The organism is Burkholderia sp. MBR-1 (assembly GCF_013822785.1).
In the GTDB taxonomy this organism is placed as follows: domain Bacteria; phylum Pseudomonadota; class Gammaproteobacteria; order Burkholderiales; family Burkholderiaceae; genus Burkholderia; species Burkholderia vietnamiensis.
The window spans coordinates 2,299,333-2,314,039 of sequence record NZ_CP053609.1 but is presented as its reverse complement, the minus strand read 5'-3'; the positions used below and the strand labels follow the sequence as shown (position 1 = coordinate 2,314,039).

General features: G+C 62.5%; 11 protein-coding genes and 1 tRNA gene. 10 read left to right on the top strand and 2 right to left on the bottom strand.

All coding sequences use genetic code 11. The annotated features are described in order from the left end of the window. Positions 1 to 82 precede the first annotated feature (82 nt). The 8 genes from thrS (at position 83) to MBR110_RS10580 (ending at position 7,964) form a co-directional block, all read left to right on the top strand. Positions 83 to 1,990, top strand: a complete 1,908-nt coding sequence (gene thrS / locus MBR110_RS10615; RefSeq protein ID WP_059735467.1) for a threonine--tRNA ligase — start codon at positions 83 to 85, stop codon at positions 1,988 to 1,990. A 49-nt stretch (positions 1,991 to 2,039) separates the two neighbouring features. Then, the gene (gene infC, locus MBR110_RS10610) at positions 2,040 to 2,564 is read left to right on the top strand and encodes a translation initiation factor IF-3 (protein WP_072465527.1); all 525 of its coding nucleotides are present in this window, start codon (positions 2,040 to 2,042) and stop codon (positions 2,562 to 2,564) included. Between the two features lie 191 nt (positions 2,565 to 2,755). Continuing rightward, the gene (rpmI, locus tag MBR110_RS10605) at positions 2,756 to 2,953 is read left to right on the top strand and encodes a 50S ribosomal protein L35 (protein WP_004191477.1); all 198 of its coding nucleotides are present in this window, start codon (positions 2,756 to 2,758) and stop codon (positions 2,951 to 2,953) included. Between the two features lie 30 nt (positions 2,954 to 2,983). After that, the gene (gene rplT, locus MBR110_RS10600) at positions 2,984 to 3,343 is read left to right on the top strand and encodes a 50S ribosomal protein L20 (protein ID WP_004192938.1); all 360 of its coding nucleotides are present in this window, start codon (positions 2,984 to 2,986) and stop codon (positions 3,341 to 3,343) included. 148 nt (positions 3,344 to 3,491) lie between these two features. After that, positions 3,492 to 4,505: a phenylalanine--tRNA ligase subunit alpha gene (gene pheS, locus MBR110_RS10595; RefSeq protein WP_059461919.1), complete on the top strand. Its 1,014-nt coding sequence runs from the start codon at positions 3,492 to 3,494 to the stop codon at positions 4,503 to 4,505. A gap of 95 nt (positions 4,506 to 4,600) precedes the next feature. Next, entirely contained in the window at positions 4,601 to 7,030 is a 2,430-nt protein-coding gene (pheT, locus tag MBR110_RS10590; protein ID WP_011884555.1) for a phenylalanine--tRNA ligase subunit beta, read from the top strand. A 72-nt stretch (positions 7,031 to 7,102) separates the two neighbouring features. Next, complete coding sequence (locus tag MBR110_RS10585) at positions 7,103 to 7,489, top strand: integration host factor subunit alpha (protein ID WP_011884557.1); 387 nt, start codon at positions 7,103 to 7,105, stop codon at positions 7,487 to 7,489. 61 nt (positions 7,490 to 7,550) lie between these two features. After that, positions 7,551 to 7,964 (top strand): MerR family transcriptional regulator, encoded by a 414-nt coding sequence (locus tag MBR110_RS10580; RefSeq protein ID WP_059454435.1) that lies wholly within the window; start codon positions 7,551 to 7,553, stop codon positions 7,962 to 7,964. 78 nt (positions 7,965 to 8,042) lie between these two features. On the opposite strand, the gene MBR110_RS10575 is transcribed toward MBR110_RS10580, so the two are convergent. Then, the gene (locus MBR110_RS10575; RefSeq protein ID WP_059889019.1) at positions 8,043 to 10,253 is read right to left on the bottom strand and encodes a hypothetical protein; all 2,211 of its coding nucleotides are present in this window, start codon (positions 10,251 to 10,253) and stop codon (positions 8,043 to 8,045) included. Positions 10,254 to 10,575: 322 nt separating this feature from the next. Here MBR110_RS10575 and MBR110_RS10570 point away from each other — a divergent pair, with 322 nt between their 5' ends. Next, positions 10,576 to 11,295, top strand: coding sequence for a class I SAM-dependent methyltransferase (locus MBR110_RS10570; protein WP_014722912.1), 720 nt, complete (start codon positions 10,576 to 10,578; stop codon positions 11,293 to 11,295). A gap of 94 nt (positions 11,296 to 11,389) precedes the next feature. Beyond that, positions 11,390 to 11,466, top strand: a tRNA-Pro gene (locus MBR110_RS10565). A gap of 514 nt (positions 11,467 to 11,980) precedes the next feature. Here the strand turns inward: MBR110_RS10565 and MBR110_RS10560 are convergent. Then, positions 11,981 to 13,678: an arylsulfotransferase family protein gene (locus MBR110_RS10560; RefSeq protein ID WP_230948579.1), complete on the bottom strand. Its 1,698-nt coding sequence runs from the start codon at positions 13,676 to 13,678 to the stop codon at positions 11,981 to 11,983. Between the last annotated feature and the right edge of the window lie 1,029 nt (positions 13,679 to 14,707).

Below are 14,707 nucleotides of genomic sequence, written 5' to 3'. Positions count from 1 at the left end.
TTTTTTTGTCGCGAAATTCCGCGCGTGACTTTGAGGTTGCGTGCCTGGTTTGCCGCCCACTGTCGGCATCACGGAGATTGCCATGGTTTCGATACGCTTGCCTGACGGCTCAGTTCGACAATACGAGCATCCGGTGACAGTTGCCGAGGTTGCGGCCTCGATCGGTCCCGGCCTTGCGAAGGCTGCGCTTGGTGGCAAGCTCGACGGCGAGCTCGTCGACACGTCCACGGTCATCGATCGCGATGCATCGCTCGCGATCGTCACCGACAAGGATGCCGACGGTCTCGACATCATCCGTCACTCGACCGCCCACTTGCTCGCGTACGCGGTGAAGGAGCTGTATCCGGAAGCGCAGGTGACGATCGGGCCGGTCATCGACAACGGCTTCTATTACGACTTCGCGTATAACCGTCCGTTTACGCCCGAAGATCTCGAAAAGATCGAAAAGCGCATGCAGGAGCTCGCGAAGAAGGATGAGCCGGTGACGCGCCGCGTGGTGTCGCGCGACGAGGCGGCCGGCTATTTCCGCAGCATCGGCGAGAAGTACAAGGCCGAGATCATCGAATCGATCCCGCAAAGCGACGAAATCAAGCTCTACTCGCACGGCGGCTTCACCGATCTCTGTCGTGGCCCGCACGTGCCGTCGACCGGGAAGCTGAAGGTCTTCAAGCTGATGAAGGTCGCCGGCGCGTACTGGCGCGGCGATTCCAAGAACGAGCAGCTGCAGCGCATCTACGGCACGGCCTGGACGAAGAAGGAAGACCAGGATCAGTACCTGCACATGCTCGAGGAGGCGGAAAAGCGCGACCACCGCAAGCTCGGCAAGCAGCTGGATCTGTTCCACATGCAGGAAGAGTCGCCGGGCATGGTGTTCTGGCATCCGAAGGGCTGGGCGCTGTGGCAGCAGGTCGAGCAGTACATGCGTCGCCGAGTGAACGATGCCGGCTATCTCGAGATCAAGACGCCGATGATCATGGACCGCTCGCTGTGGGAAGCGTCGGGCCACTGGCAGAACTACCGCGAGAACATGTTCACGACGGAGTCGGAGAAGCGCGACTACGCGATCAAGCCGATGAACTGTCCGGGGCATGTGCAGGTGTTCAAGCATGGGCTGCGCTCGTACCGCGACCTGCCGCTGCGTTATGCCGAATTCGGTTCGTGCCATCGCAACGAGGCGTCGGGCGCGCTGCACGGGCTGATGCGCGTGCGCGGCTTCGTGCAGGACGATGCGCACATCTTCTGTACCGAAGATCAGTTCATCGCGGAGTCGATCGCGTTCAACACGCTGGCGATGAGCGTGTACAAGGACTTTGGCTTCGAGCACATCGACATCAAGCTGTCGCTGCGCCCCGGGCAGCGCGCGGGCACCGATGAAACCTGGGATCGCGCCGAGCAGGGGCTGCGCGATGCGCTGACCGCGTGCGGCCTGACGTGGCAAGAGTTGCCGGGCGAGGGCGCGTTCTACGGCCCGAAGATCGAGTACCACATCAAGGATGCGCTCGGCCGTTCTTGGCAATGCGGCACGCTGCAGCTCGACATGGTGCTGCCGGAGCGCCTCGGCGCCGAGTACGTTGCGGAAGACAACAGCCGCCGCCGGCCGGTGATGCTGCACCGTGCGATCGTCGGTTCGATGGAGCGTTTCCTGGGCATTCTGATCGAGCACCACGCCGGCGCGATGCCGGTCTGGCTCGCGCCGTTCCAGGCAATTGTGCTCAATATCGCCGAAAGTCAGGCCGAATATGCGCAATCTCTGGCCCAAACGTTGCAAAAACAAGGGGTTAGGGTGGCGGCAGATTTGCGCAACGAGAAGATTAGCTATAAAATACGCGAGCACACGCTGGAAAAGGTGCCTTATCTCCTCGTCGTGGGCGATAAGGAGCGTGATGCGCAAACGGTAGCCGTGCGTGCCCGTGGCGGCGTCGATCTTGGCGTTATGCCGGTCGAAGCCTTCGTTGAGCGTCTGCAGGAAGACCTGCGCTCGTTCAAGTAACCGCCCTGGCAGCGCGGCTCGTTTTTTTAATTTTTAGAGGAAACGTAACATCGCTACTGATAAGTCGTCGCATCGCATCAACGGTGAAATCACTGCGCCGGAAGTGCGTCTGGTCGGGATCGAGAACGAACCGCTCGGTATCGTGAAACTCGCTGATGCTTTCCGTAAATCGGAAGAGCTGGACGTTGACCTCGTGGAAATCGCGCCGCAAGCGGTTCCGCCGGTCTGCCGCCTGATGGATTACGGCAAGTTCAAGTATCAGGAGTCCAAGAAGCAGCACGAAGCGAAGCTGAAGCAGAAGGTCATCCAGGTGAAGGAAGTCAAATTCCGCCCGGGTACCGATGACGGTGACTACAACGTCAAGCTTCGCAACCTTCTGCGCTTCCTCGAAGAGGGCGACAAGACGAAGATCACGTTGCGTTTCCGCGGCCGTGAAATGGCTCACCAGGAGATCGGTATGCGGATGCTGGAGCGTCTGCGCACGGATCTCGAGGAAGTCGGTCAGGTCGAGCAGATGCCGAAGATGGAAGGGCGCCAGATGATCATGGTGCTCTCCCCGAAGAAAAAGAAGTAACGAGCCCGCGCGCTGGTCGCGCAGGTTCGGCAAGTGGTTCGGCGCGTGGCCCGGTCAGGGCGGCGCGCCAACGATGACGGCGGCTGCGCGAGCGGTTCGCCGTACACAAGTGGACTGGGTTTCGAAGGGCGGGTCGAGGGCGCAAGCCAACCGCACACCCATCGCCATCAAATAAACTGGAGTTATTCGTCATGCCTAAGATGAAGACCAAGAAGAGTGCTGCAAAGCGCTTCGTGGTGCGTCCGGGCGGTACCGTCAAGCGCGGTCAAGCCTTCAAGCGCCACATCCTGACCAAGAAAACCACGAAGAACAAGCGTCACCTGCGCGGCGCAACGGCAGTTCATGATTCCGATCTGAACTCCGTCCGCGCGATGCTGCCGTTCGCGTAACCCCTCAACTGATACTCTAAGGAGCGAAACATGCCTCGAGTCAAACGTGGGGTAACCGCACGGGCCCGTCACAAGAAGATCATCAACCTGGCCAAGGGTTATCGCGGCCGTCGCAATAACGTCTACCGCATCGCCAAGCAGGCGGTGATGCGCGCTGGCCAGTACGCGTACCGCGATCGCCGCAACAAGAAGCGTGTGTTCCGCGCACTGTGGATCACGCGTATCAACGCGGCAGTTCGCCAGCACGACATGACCTACAGCGTGTTCATCAACGGCCTGAAGAAGGCGTCGATCGAACTCGACCGTAAGGTGCTGGCCGACATGGCGGTGTTCGACAAGGCTGCTTTTGCTGCGATCGTCAAGCAGGTGAAAGCCGCCGTTGCAGCCTAATTGCGAAATTAGCACTGCGTGGTTAGTTGCAGCGATGTTCCGGTAGTTTCGGCCGCTGCAGCGAAAACGGGGCTCTTCCGAGCCCCTTTTTTGTTTGGCGGGCAGATTTGCTCGCCGAGACCGAATGACGTTGGAAATGATGGGATCTATGGATCTGGACCAGATTGTCGCCGACGCGCAGCAGTCCTTCGAACAGGCTGCCGACATCACCACGCTCGAAAACGAGAAAGCCCGATTTCTCGGCAAGTCGGGTGCGCTGACCGAGTTGCTCAAGGGCCTCGGCAAGCTCGATCCCGAAGCACGCAAGACCGAAGGCGCCCGCATCAACGTCGCGAAGCAGCAGGTTGAAGCCGCGCTGACCGCGCGTCGCCAGGCGCTCGCCGATGCGCTGTTGAACCAGCGACTCGCCGCCGAGGCGATCGACGTCACGCTGCCGGGCCGCGGCGCCGGTACAGGCAGCCTGCATCCGGTGATGCGCACGTGGGAGCGCGTCGAACAGATTTTCCGCTCGATCGGCTTCGACGTGGCCGACGGTCCCGAGATCGAGACCGACTGGTACAACTTCACGTCGCTGAACAGCCCGGAGAACCATCCGGCGCGTTCGATGCAGGACACCTTCTACGTCGAAGGCAAGGACGCCGACGGCCGCCAGTTGCTGCTGCGCACGCACACGAGCCCGATGCAGGTGCGATATGCGCGCATGAACCGCCCGCCGATCAAGGTGATCGCACCGGGCCGCACGTATCGCGTCGACAGCGATGCGACCCACTCGCCGATGTTCAATCAGGTCGAGGGGCTGTGGATCGACGAGAACATCAGCTTCGCCGACCTCAAGGGCGTCTATACCGATTTCCTGAAGAAATTCTTCGAGCGCGACGACATCCTCGTGCGCTTCCGCCCGTCGTATTTCCCGTTCACGGAACCGTCGGCCGAGATCGACATGATGTTCGAGCACGGCAAGAACGCCGGCAAATGGCTCGAGATCTCCGGCTCGGGGCAGGTGCATCCGACCGTGATCCGCAACATGGGGCTCGATCCCGAGCGCTATATCGGCTTTGCGTTCGGCAGCGGCCTCGAGCGCCTGACGATGCTGCGCTACGGCGTGCAGGATCTCCGGCTGTTCTTCGAGAACGATCTGCGTTTCCTGCGCCAGTTCGCCTGACGCACGCGCCGTGCCGACATGTGCCCGCGCTCGCCCCGCCGGACGTTCCACCGGGGCCCGGGCGTCGATCTAACCTGTTTCGAACGTAGACATCCATGCAATTCCCTGAATCCTGGTTGAGAACCTTTGTCGACCCGCAGCTGACGACCGACGAGCTGTCGCACGCGCTGACGATGGCGGGGCTCGAAGTCGAGTCGCTGAGCAAGGCTGCGCCGCCGACGTCGAAGATCGTCGTCGGCCGCGTGCTCGAAGTCGTCAAGCATCCGGATGCGGACAAGCTCAATGTCTGCCAGGTCGACGCCGGCACCGGCGCGACGCTGAACATCGTCTGCGGCGCGCCCAACGTCGCGCCCGGCATCAAGGTGCCGGTCGCGCTGGTCGGCGCCGAGCTGCCGCCGGCCGAAGAGGGCGGCAAGCCGTTCGCGATCAAGCTGTCGAAGCTGCGCGGCGTCGAGAGCCAGGGGATGCTGTGCTCGGCGCGCGAGCTGAAGCTGTCCGAGGACCACAGCGGCCTGCTGATCCTGCCGGAAGACACGCCGGTCGGCCAGGACATCCGCGACACGCTGAACCTCGACGACACGATCTTCGAAATCAAGCTGACGCCGAACAAGGCCGATTGCCTGTCGGTGTTCGGTATCGCGCGCGAGACGGCCGCGATCACCGGCGCGCCGCTGACGCCGATCGACATCAAGCCGGCGCACGTCGAACTCGACGAAACGCTGCCGGTGCGCATCGCCGCGCCCGATCTGTGCGGCCGTTTCTCCGGCCGCGTGATCCGCGGCGTGAACGCGCGCGCGAAGACGCCGCAATGGATGGTCGAGCGCCTCGAGCGCGCGGGCCAGCGCAGCGTGTCGGCACTCGTCGACATCTCGAACTACGTGATGTTCGAACTCGGCCGCCCGTCGCACGTGTTCGATCTGGACAAGATTCACGGCGGCATCGAAGTGCGCTGGGGCAAGCGCGGCGAATCGCTGAAGCTGCTGAACGGCAACACGGTCGAGCTCGACGAAACGGTCGGCGTGATCGCCGACGACCGTCAGGTCGAAAGCCTCGCGGGCATCATGGGCGGCGACAGCACGGCCGTCACGCTCGATACGACCAACATCTATCTGGAAGCCGCGTTCTGGTGGCCCGACAGCATCCGCGGCCGCGCGCGCAAGTACAACTTCTCGACCGATGCCGCGCATCGCTTCGAACGCGGCGTCGACTACGCGACGACCGTCGAGCACGTCGAGCGCATCACGCAGCTGATTCTCGAGATCTGCGGCGGCAAGGCCGGCCCGGTCGACGATCAGGCCGTGAACCTGCCGCAGCGCGCGCCGGTGAAGATGCGCGTGTCGCGCGCGAACCGGATCATCGGCGTGAAGATCGACGCCGACGAGATCGCCAACATCTTCACGCGCCTCGGCCTGCCGTTCGAACGTGACGACGATGCGTTCCTCGTCACGCCGCCGTCGCACCGCTTCGACATCGAGATCGAGGAAGACCTGATCGAGGAAGTGGCGCGCATCTACGGCTTCGAGAAAATCCCGGCGCGTCCGCCGGTCGCGACGAGCGAGATGCGCGCGACCAACGAGACGCAGCGCTCGATCCACGACATCCGTCATGCGCTCGCCGCGCGCGACTACGCGGAAACGGTGAACTTCAGCTTCGTCGATGCCGAGTGGGAGCACGATTTCGCCGGCAACGACAATCCGATCCGCTTGCTGAATCCGATCGCGAGCCAGCTGTCGGTGATGCGCACGACGCTGTTCGGCAGCCTGATCTCGGTGCTGCGCCACAACCTGAATCGTCGCGCCGATCGCGTGCGGGTGTTCGAGGCGGGCCGCGTGTTCCTGACCGACCCGTCGGCGAAGGCCGGCGAGCTGACCGTCGAAGGCTATTCGCAGCCGAAGCGCGTCGGTGCGCTCGCTTACGGCCCGGCGCTCGACGAACAGTGGGGCGTCGCGACGCGCGCGGTCGACTTCTTCGACGTGAAGGGCGATCTCGAGGCGTTGCTCGCGCCCGCCGTCGCGCGCTTCGTGAAGGCCGAGCATCCGGCCCTGCATCCGGGACGCAGCGCACGCATCGAAATCGACGGTTGCGCGGTGGGCTGGATCGGCGAGCTGCATCCGCGCCTGATGCAGAAATACGAGCTGCCGCACGCGCCGGTGATGTTCGAGATCGATACGGAGGCGCTGATGGCGCGTGCGTTGCCGGCGCCGACCGACGTGTCGAAGTTCCCGCCGGTGCGGCGCGACATCGCCGTCGTCGTCGATCAGGCGGTCGAGGTTCAGGCGCTTTTCGACGAAATGAAGAAGGCGCTGGCCGAGGACGCGTGCCGATTCGTTCAGAAGGTTGTACTCTTCGACGAATTTCGTGCAAAATCAAACACTTCCGGTGGTCTTGCGGCGCATGAGAAAAGCCTGGCCTTCCGCGTGACGCTGCAGGACGCGGCCGGCACGCTGCAGGACGAGGTCGTCGATCAGGCGATCCACACGCTGGTCGAGCGGATGGCTCGCGTGGGCGCCCGCCTGCGCGGCTAAGGAGAGGGGCCACCCGTTCGCGGGTGGTTTTTCCCCATCGCAAGTTTTGATTTAACGCGCTGTATCGCAGATATGAACGACATGACCTCGAGTGAATTCGAAGCCCTCCTGACGGCGCAACGCAGCGCCATGAACCGCGACGCGTCCGCGCCGGTGTCCGCCGAGACGCCCACGCTGACGAAAGCGGAGCTGGCGGAGCTGCTGTTCGACAGCGTCGGGCTGAACAAGCGTGAAGCGAAGGACATGGTCGAGGCGTTTTTCGAAGTGATTCGCGACGCGCTGGAGAACGGCGAAAGCGTCAAGCTGTCGGGCTTCGGAAATTTCCAGCTGCGCGACAAGCCGCAGCGTCCGGGGCGCAACCCGAAAACGGGCGAGGCGATTCCGATCGCGGCCCGTCGCGTGGTCACGTTCCACGCGAGCCAGAAGCTGAAGGCGCTGGTCGAAAACGGCGCGGAGTAACGCCCGCGCGCCGATGTCCCCGCGCGGCCGCCGCGCGTCCTTTACCGACGGTTAACCGACGATGACCAACACGGTTGAGAAAGTCGTCCTGCCTCCGATTCCCGCGAAGCGCTACTTCACGATCGGCGAAGTCAGCGAGCTGTGCGGGGTCAAGCCGCATGTGCTGCGCTACTGGGAACAGGAGTTCACGCAGTTGCGGCCGGTGAAGCGACGTGGCAACCGCCGGTATTACCAGCATCACGAAGTGCTGCTGATCCGGCGGATTCGCGAGCTGCTCTACGAACAGGGGTTCACGATCAACGGCGCGCGCAATCGCCTCGATTCGCCGGGCGGCGAACGCGGCGCCGGCGCAGCGCCCGCGGCCGACGAGCGCGTCGCCGACGTACAGGCTGCGGGTGAGCCCGGTGCGGCGGTCGACGTGGCCGCATTGCGGCAGGCGCTCCTCGACGTGATCGGCGGACTGAAACACGACTGACCGCAGACTGGTCGGTACCCGAAATGCCCGGTTGGCGCTGCGCCGCCGGGCATTTTTCATGGCCGCCGCCCGTGCGTGTCAGCGCGCGGCGAGCGGATTCGGCTTGCCCATGTCGACCACCAGCGTGCCGTCCGGCAGCATCCGCACCGATCCTTGCGCGACCTGGCTGCGGTAATCGTACAGGTCGAAACGCATCGGGCCGGATGCGGCGGAATTGCGGATCAACGCGCGCACGTTCAGTTCGAGCACGTTGAACATCTTCATGTCGCCGCCTTCCATCCACATGTAGCTGCGTGCGTCGATCTGCGGCCGCTTCGGCAGCGGCGCGTCGGCGACGCGCCGGAACGTCAGGCGCAGACCGTCGGATTCGACCGTCGCCTTGGCGAGCTTGCCGTCGAGCAGCGGCGGCGGGAACACGGTGTACTGGTCCAGCACGAGCGTATCGCCGCGCAGCTCCGCGCCGCGGCGGCGCAGCGGCGTCAGCGACGCCAGCTCGATGCCGAGCGCGCGCAGCAGCTTCGCCTGCGGGATGCCGACCACCGACACCTGCGTCGGCTTGAATGTGAGGTGCCGGTCGTCCAGCACCGCCAGCGAGCCGGTCATGTCGGTGGGCAGCCATACGCCGGGCACGTGATTCCACAGCTTGATGCCGCCGCGCACGCGCAGGTCCTGGCCTTGCGCGCTCAGTTGCAGGTCGTTCAGCGAGCGCGGCGAGTAGTCGAGCAGATAGTTGTTGAAGAGCGCGGACATCGCCTTCCACGACTCGACGACCGTTCCGCCGAGAATGCGGATGTCGTACTGATTCGGATCGTCGAGATCGACCGGATCGCCGGCCCGTTTCGCAACGAGCTGGACGTCGAGATCCTCGACGTGGAAACCGATGTCCCCGGACAGGTTGAAGTCGACGTTGTGCAGATGGATCGTCGGGTTGCGGTTCGATACGTGGCGTTCGTTGAACGGGGTGGTCGAGGTGCGCCGCATCGCGACCTTGCGCATGCCGGCCGGCGGTGCGTTCGCGGCCAGCGCGGACGCTTCCCAGTGTTCGCGCGCGTCGCGCAGCGCGCTTTGCTGCGCGGCCAGGAAGCGGTCGTTCAGCCGCGCGGCCGCACTACCGAGCGCCGCGCTGCCGGCCGGCCCGGCATAGGACGGCATCCGGATCGTCATTGCACCGCTTTCGTCGAAGTTGAAGTAACCGGCCGACACCTGATCGCGATAGTGATACAGGTCGAACACGAAATTGCGATCACGCGTCGTCGAATCGACGGGGCCGATCAGGATGTCCGCGTTCATCGGCATCGAGCGCATGAACTTCACGTCGCCGCCGCGGATGTACATCGCCTGTTGCGACGCATTCGGCGGCAGCGCGAAGCCGGCATGCGAGCCGTCGTCGAGCGTCAGATCGAGGCCGGCCGGCGTCACGCGCAGCGCGGTGATCGTGATTTTCAGCCGCGGCGGCGGCATCAGCTTGTCGACCGACATCACGAGATCGTCGCCGGCCAGGTGTGCGATCGGTGTCTCGATCTTCAGCAGGTCGGCCATCTTCACGTTCGCCGCGCGCATCACCGGCTGCGCGTTGAGGCCCGACACGCGCACGCCGGTCGGGTGGAACACGAGCTGGCTGCCGTCGCGGATCGAGAGCGTGCCGGTCAGCGAGAACGGCACCCAGCCGTCGCGCTGCATCTCGCCTTGCAGATGGATCACGCCGTCGCCGGCCGATACCGCGAGCTTGCGCAGCGGCGCGTTGCGGTAACCGAAGATGTAGGTGTCGAAGAGGGCGGTCAGCTTCGCGTTGTCGAGCGTAACCGTGCCTTCGTGAACGTCGATCTCGAAGCTGGTCGGATCGTCGAACACGATCGGCGCGCCCGCTTGCGTCGGGACGAGCGTGGCGGACAGCTGGTGCACGAAGAAGCCGAGGTCGTTGACGATCCGGAAATCGACGTCGCGCAGGAACGTCATCGCGCCGCTCTGGCCGGAGTCGCGCAGCGTGAACGGGCGCGGTTGCGTGAGGCTGAGCGATGCGAGCGAAGGCACGGTTCGCGCGATCTGCTGCTCGCGGGCGAGGCGCTCGGCCTTGCTGCGCTCGATTCGCGTCGAGGCGGCCGACGCATTGCCGTCGCGCTGCGCGGCCGGTTCCGCGCATCCGGCACAGACCAATGCGACGGCCAGCATCGCGCCGCCGAGCGCACGGGACGCACCGTGCAACGCGCGACCGGCCGCGTGCCGCGAGCCGGACCTCCAGTCGAAAATTGCCAAAGGCGAGCGATGGCCGCGCCGGACCGCATTCCGCATCGTCTGTCTCCATGTCTTGTCGTGATCGACGAGGGCGCGCCGTCAGTGCAACGCGCGTCCGTCGATGCTGAGCAGTGTGTCATAGCGCGCTAGAGCGGCGTAACCAAACAGCGACGGCGTATGCCGCAGTGCACGATGCGCGACGGCGCAATGGATTCGGGCCGGTGGGGCGGTGCGGTCAAACGGCCGTTTGGTTTTCGGCCCGACCTGTGGGCGACCGGTGGTCCGCGTCACATTGGCGCGCGTTCGGCCGGCGCGGCGCGGTAAGATCGCGATCAGGAGCCGTAGAAATCAAAGCATGGTGGCCGACACGGGGGGCGTCATGGATTTGAAGGAACTCGACGTATTGGGAGCCGATGTTGGCGATCACTGGTACTACGCGTCGAAGGCAGCGGCGATCCGCCGCTTCCTCGGCACGCGCGACGCGAAGCGGATCCTCGACGTCGGCGCGGGCTCCGGATTCTTTTCCAGGCACTTGCTCGAACGCACGCGGGCCACGGAGGCGTGGTGCGTCGACACCAGCTACGCCGACGATTCAGACGGCGAGGCCGCGGGCAAGCCCGTTCACTTCCGGCGAGCCGTCGATCGGTGCGACGCCGATCTCGTGTTGCTGATGGATGTCCTCGAGCACGTCGACGACGATGTCGGGCTGCTGGCGCACTACGTGGCCGGCGCGCCGGGCGGCAGCCGCTTCCTGATCACCGTTCCCGCGTTCCAGTTCCTCTGGAGCGCGCATGACGATTTTCTCGAGCACAAGCGCCGGTATACGCTCGAGGGTCTCGAGGACGTCGCTCGTCGCGCCGGGCTCGACGTCGAGCGCAGCGCGTACTATTTCGGCCTGACATTTCCGCTTGCGGCCGCGTTACGGTTGAGCGAGCGCATGCAGCGGCGCGCACGCGAACCCGCGTCGCAATTACGCCGCCATCATCCGGTCGTCAACGGTCTGCTCAAGCTGATCTGCCGGGCGGAGTTGCCGATGTTTCCATTCAACCGGCTCGCAGGACTCACGGTGGTGTGTATCGCGCGCAAGCGCGACGCGTGAGGCGGATCGTGTGGCAGGAAATTTCGTGCGGACTTCACAAAATGCATGCGACCCGTTCAAAACCGAAGAACTGTCTGTTATAATTTCATTCTTTCGGGGCGTAGCGCAGCCTGGTAGCGTACCTGCATGGGGTGCAGGTGGTCGGAGGTTCAAATCCTCTCGCCCCGACCAGGAATCAAGGCCTTACAAGCAATGCTTGTAAGGCCTTTTCCATTTGGGGCGGATTTTTTGCCCCAAGGTTTGCTTCGCAAGACGGATGGCTTTCGGGGGAGCCGCGGGGAATTGTCCGCGGGCGCGAAGCATCCGTGCCGTTTCGTTCTCTGGGTCTGCGGCCATCGCTCGGTGTCGACGCAAGCGGTTCGGTGAGCGTCATGTCGTGCTACAGAGCAGCTCACACGTACTCGACTCGTCGATCCGGCAGATTCTCTGGCGGAGGTGTGGACCGACGTCCCGAATCTGCTGTCGTTCAGTTCGCTGTGCCGCAGCGGGCCGCGGCACAGCCTAGAACGGCTGCCTCACTGACCGCGCGCCGGCCACCAGTGCGGTGCTCACTGCGATCACACCGATGCTGACATCGCGTCCATGCCGACCGCGGCAGGAGTCGCCGCTTACTGCGTCTTGCGGCGTCGTTGCCAGATTCTGCCGGGGATCCACTTATTGAGGACCGGGATTTCCAATAACCGCTTTATTTGAATATATTTTTAATATCAGAGACCCCGATAATTGCGCCAGCGTTGTCGATCGCCTTGACTTGAACATAAGCATAGCTATTCCCGGTCAAGGGAATTTTCGTCTCAAAACCGGTTTTCGCGCTGCTGGCTATGAGTCTCAAATTATTCGCGGCAGCACCGGCGTATACTTGCCAAGATCTCGTTTCCGTTGAACCGTTCCACGAAGCATATACGGCCGGGCCGCTGTTACCAGATGCGACCGTTACGCTTGGCGGATAATATGGCGTAGCCACCCACGCCTGCCGATACGTCCGGTACGAGATATTGTCGCCAGCCATTTTTACGTCATACAGTGTGCTGGTCGCAGGCATTAATTCAGTGTTGCCGGGCTGCGCAAATTCAGTGTAATACCCGTTCCCCCAGCCGATAAATTTATTGCCATTTCCTAGCCATTGCGTGTTTCCTTGCGCGGAGGAGAAGAGGTTTGGATTGTGGTAGTACGACGTCTGTGCCGTTGCGACCATGTTGTTGAAATCGAGATTCAGCACCAGGCCATGTGAAGGTGCGGTTCCTGGCGGAATTGATGCATAACAATCATCGCAAGCATCATCAAACATGCTGATTACATTATCGGAGATATAGCGGGCATCATGTTGCCATGAAAATTGCGCATTACCCGCGGGAATCTTGAAATCTCCGCTTCCGTCTCCAGCCAGCTTCCAGACAAATTCACCCGTGGGCTTGTGCAGGCGATAAACCGTCCAGGTGCTGCGGGCCGAGAACACGATATCGTTGTTATTGTTTGCCACAAGATCCAATGAATTCAGGTGGTAAGGGTCCCAGACATTACTGGTGGCGGTGGCAGTCGAGGCCGGGAGATGCGAGCTTTCCAACGCGATGTGGTCCTTCGCGTCCCAAAAAAAGACCAACTCATTTGTGGTCAGATCTACTTCCTGAATGGAAAAATCGTGGATTGCCCCGTTTTTCGGTCCGCCATATGGCGTCAAATCCATGGGAACCACCTTGGTTGCCAGGAATAGTCCAGTATTGCTCGGCGTAATCAGAAATTCATGATTATCGGCAACAAAGCCATTGCGTGCGGAAACGGTTTTTATTGTCTGGTAACGGTTATTGACGATGTAATAACATGCTCCCGGCTCTGCTGCGCCGGACGGCAAGTTGGTGTAGGCGGGCGGCGTAGCAACGGTGCCTTGCCAGAAAGTCAAGACCGGCATGCCAAAGTATTGCTGGACGCGAAAATCAAAATTCATCAGGCTTACGCTATTCAATGCGTTAAACCACACCGGGTTTCCGGCATTGTCGGCAATTAACGCGCCATTCTGCCCATACATTGCGGTATTCGAGCCCGTATAAGGTGAATTGAAAATCAATCCCTCGGCCAGTTGCGCGGGATCGGAGTAGTTAACATTCACTTTCATCGGGTGCAGATTTGGCGCGCTAACAAAGCTCCAGACTTGAGGGGATGCCAGAATGGGGGCTGGCGTGGTAGCCCCGGTATTCGATGGATAGACGTCGGTGGCACACGAGAAAACCTGCGATGTGACATTGTCGTCACCACCACATCCGGTTATCGCGCTCGACAATAAAACCGGTAACGCCGCCCGTCCAATACCTTTAATCTTGCAATTCAGGCGCGTCAGTTTCTGGTGAAAATATTTCCGTCTCATTGAATCCCCCTTCAGTGTTTTCATGAAAATCGGAGCGTCCAATGCCTGACGGCGATGCGTACGCAAGCCGCCTGACCGCCCCGTTGTGCCATCGGCCCATCGCTGTCGCCACATGCGGGCTCTCGGTCGAGCGCCTGATAGATCAGGCGCTTATCATTGCCACGCGCACCGTATCGAATGAAACGAATTCCAACTCGCGATACGAAAAGGCCCGACGGCCTGCTTCAGCTTTTCGGCCGGTAAAGCGAGCCGGACGGGTACTCCTTGTCCGCGACCGCGAGGTACCCACGTCGAGGGTGTAGATGCTCGCGCCGGCGCGAGCCTTGCTGCCCCGGAACAGGCTCTTCATCACCGTGACGCTGGTCGCTCGCATCTGCGATGCAGGGCTGATCATGTAGACGGGGGCCGCTTGTCGCGCGCCCCGTTGGACTGGAACCGCGTCGCGTCGAACGACACGAGCGAACCGTAGTCCGCGGTAAGCTGCAGCGCCGTCGCGCGCGGCCTCGTTGCGGACGGGGGAAGAACGCTCGCGCGTTGCCATTAAGCCCCCGAGGGCGAGCGCCGCGTCATCATAGATCGCGCAGTTACCGGTGAACGCGGTGTCGACAAGCGTCAGCGCGCCCTTGCCGAAAGGGTAGATTGCCCTCGCGCATCGTTGTGCTCGAACCGCCAGTGGCGGATGGTCATGGCAAAGCCGGCCGGGTCGCTGTACGACTCGAGTGCGCGTCCGGCGCGGCGCGGAGCGCCAGTCTCTGCTCCAAGGCAACGGCATTGGCCTCAATGTGGGCTTCCTTTTTAGGTCTACCGATTCGTCTTCGCTTCAGCGGGTCTTCGCCTGAACCGATGTGGGCTCGCGCCTTATCGCGCGCTTCCCGGATCTCTCGAATTGCCCCGGTCGATCGGTCGCGCAGTGAAAACCGCACGGAGATCCCGTTCAAACCGGCGCGGACGATGCCGAAGATTCCCTGTCCGTCGGCAAGACGTCGTCGGTCGGCGGCTGGTGTCGGTGTTGCCGTTCTCTCCTCGTGAGTCCCGTCGTCGCTTTCTTCGCGA

Coding starts and splice junctions, on each gene's coding strand:
- thrS (WP_059735467.1), top strand. CDS start 83: ATGGTTTCGATACGCTTGCCTGACGGCTCAGTTCGACAATACGAGCAT.
- rpmI (WP_004191477.1), top strand. CDS start 2,756: ATGCCTAAGATGAAGACCAAGAAGAGTGCTGCAAAGCGCTTCGTGGTG.
- rplT (WP_004192938.1), top strand. CDS start 2,984: ATGCCTCGAGTCAAACGTGGGGTAACCGCACGGGCCCGTCACAAGAAG.
- pheS (WP_059461919.1), top strand. CDS start 3,492: ATGGATCTGGACCAGATTGTCGCCGACGCGCAGCAGTCCTTCGAACAG.
- pheT (WP_011884555.1), top strand. CDS start 4,601: ATGCAATTCCCTGAATCCTGGTTGAGAACCTTTGTCGACCCGCAGCTG.
- MBR110_RS10585 (WP_011884557.1), top strand. CDS start 7,103: ATGAACGACATGACCTCGAGTGAATTCGAAGCCCTCCTGACGGCGCAA.
- MBR110_RS10580 (WP_059454435.1), top strand. CDS start 7,551: ATGACCAACACGGTTGAGAAAGTCGTCCTGCCTCCGATTCCCGCGAAG.
- MBR110_RS10575 (WP_059889019.1), bottom strand. CDS start 10,253: ATGCGGAATGCGGTCCGGCGCGGCCATCGCTCGCCTTTGGCAATTTTC.
- MBR110_RS10570 (WP_014722912.1), top strand. CDS start 10,576: ATGGATTTGAAGGAACTCGACGTATTGGGAGCCGATGTTGGCGATCAC.
- MBR110_RS10560 (WP_230948579.1), bottom strand. CDS start 13,678: ATGAAAACACTGAAGGGGGATTCAATGAGACGGAAATATTTTCACCAG.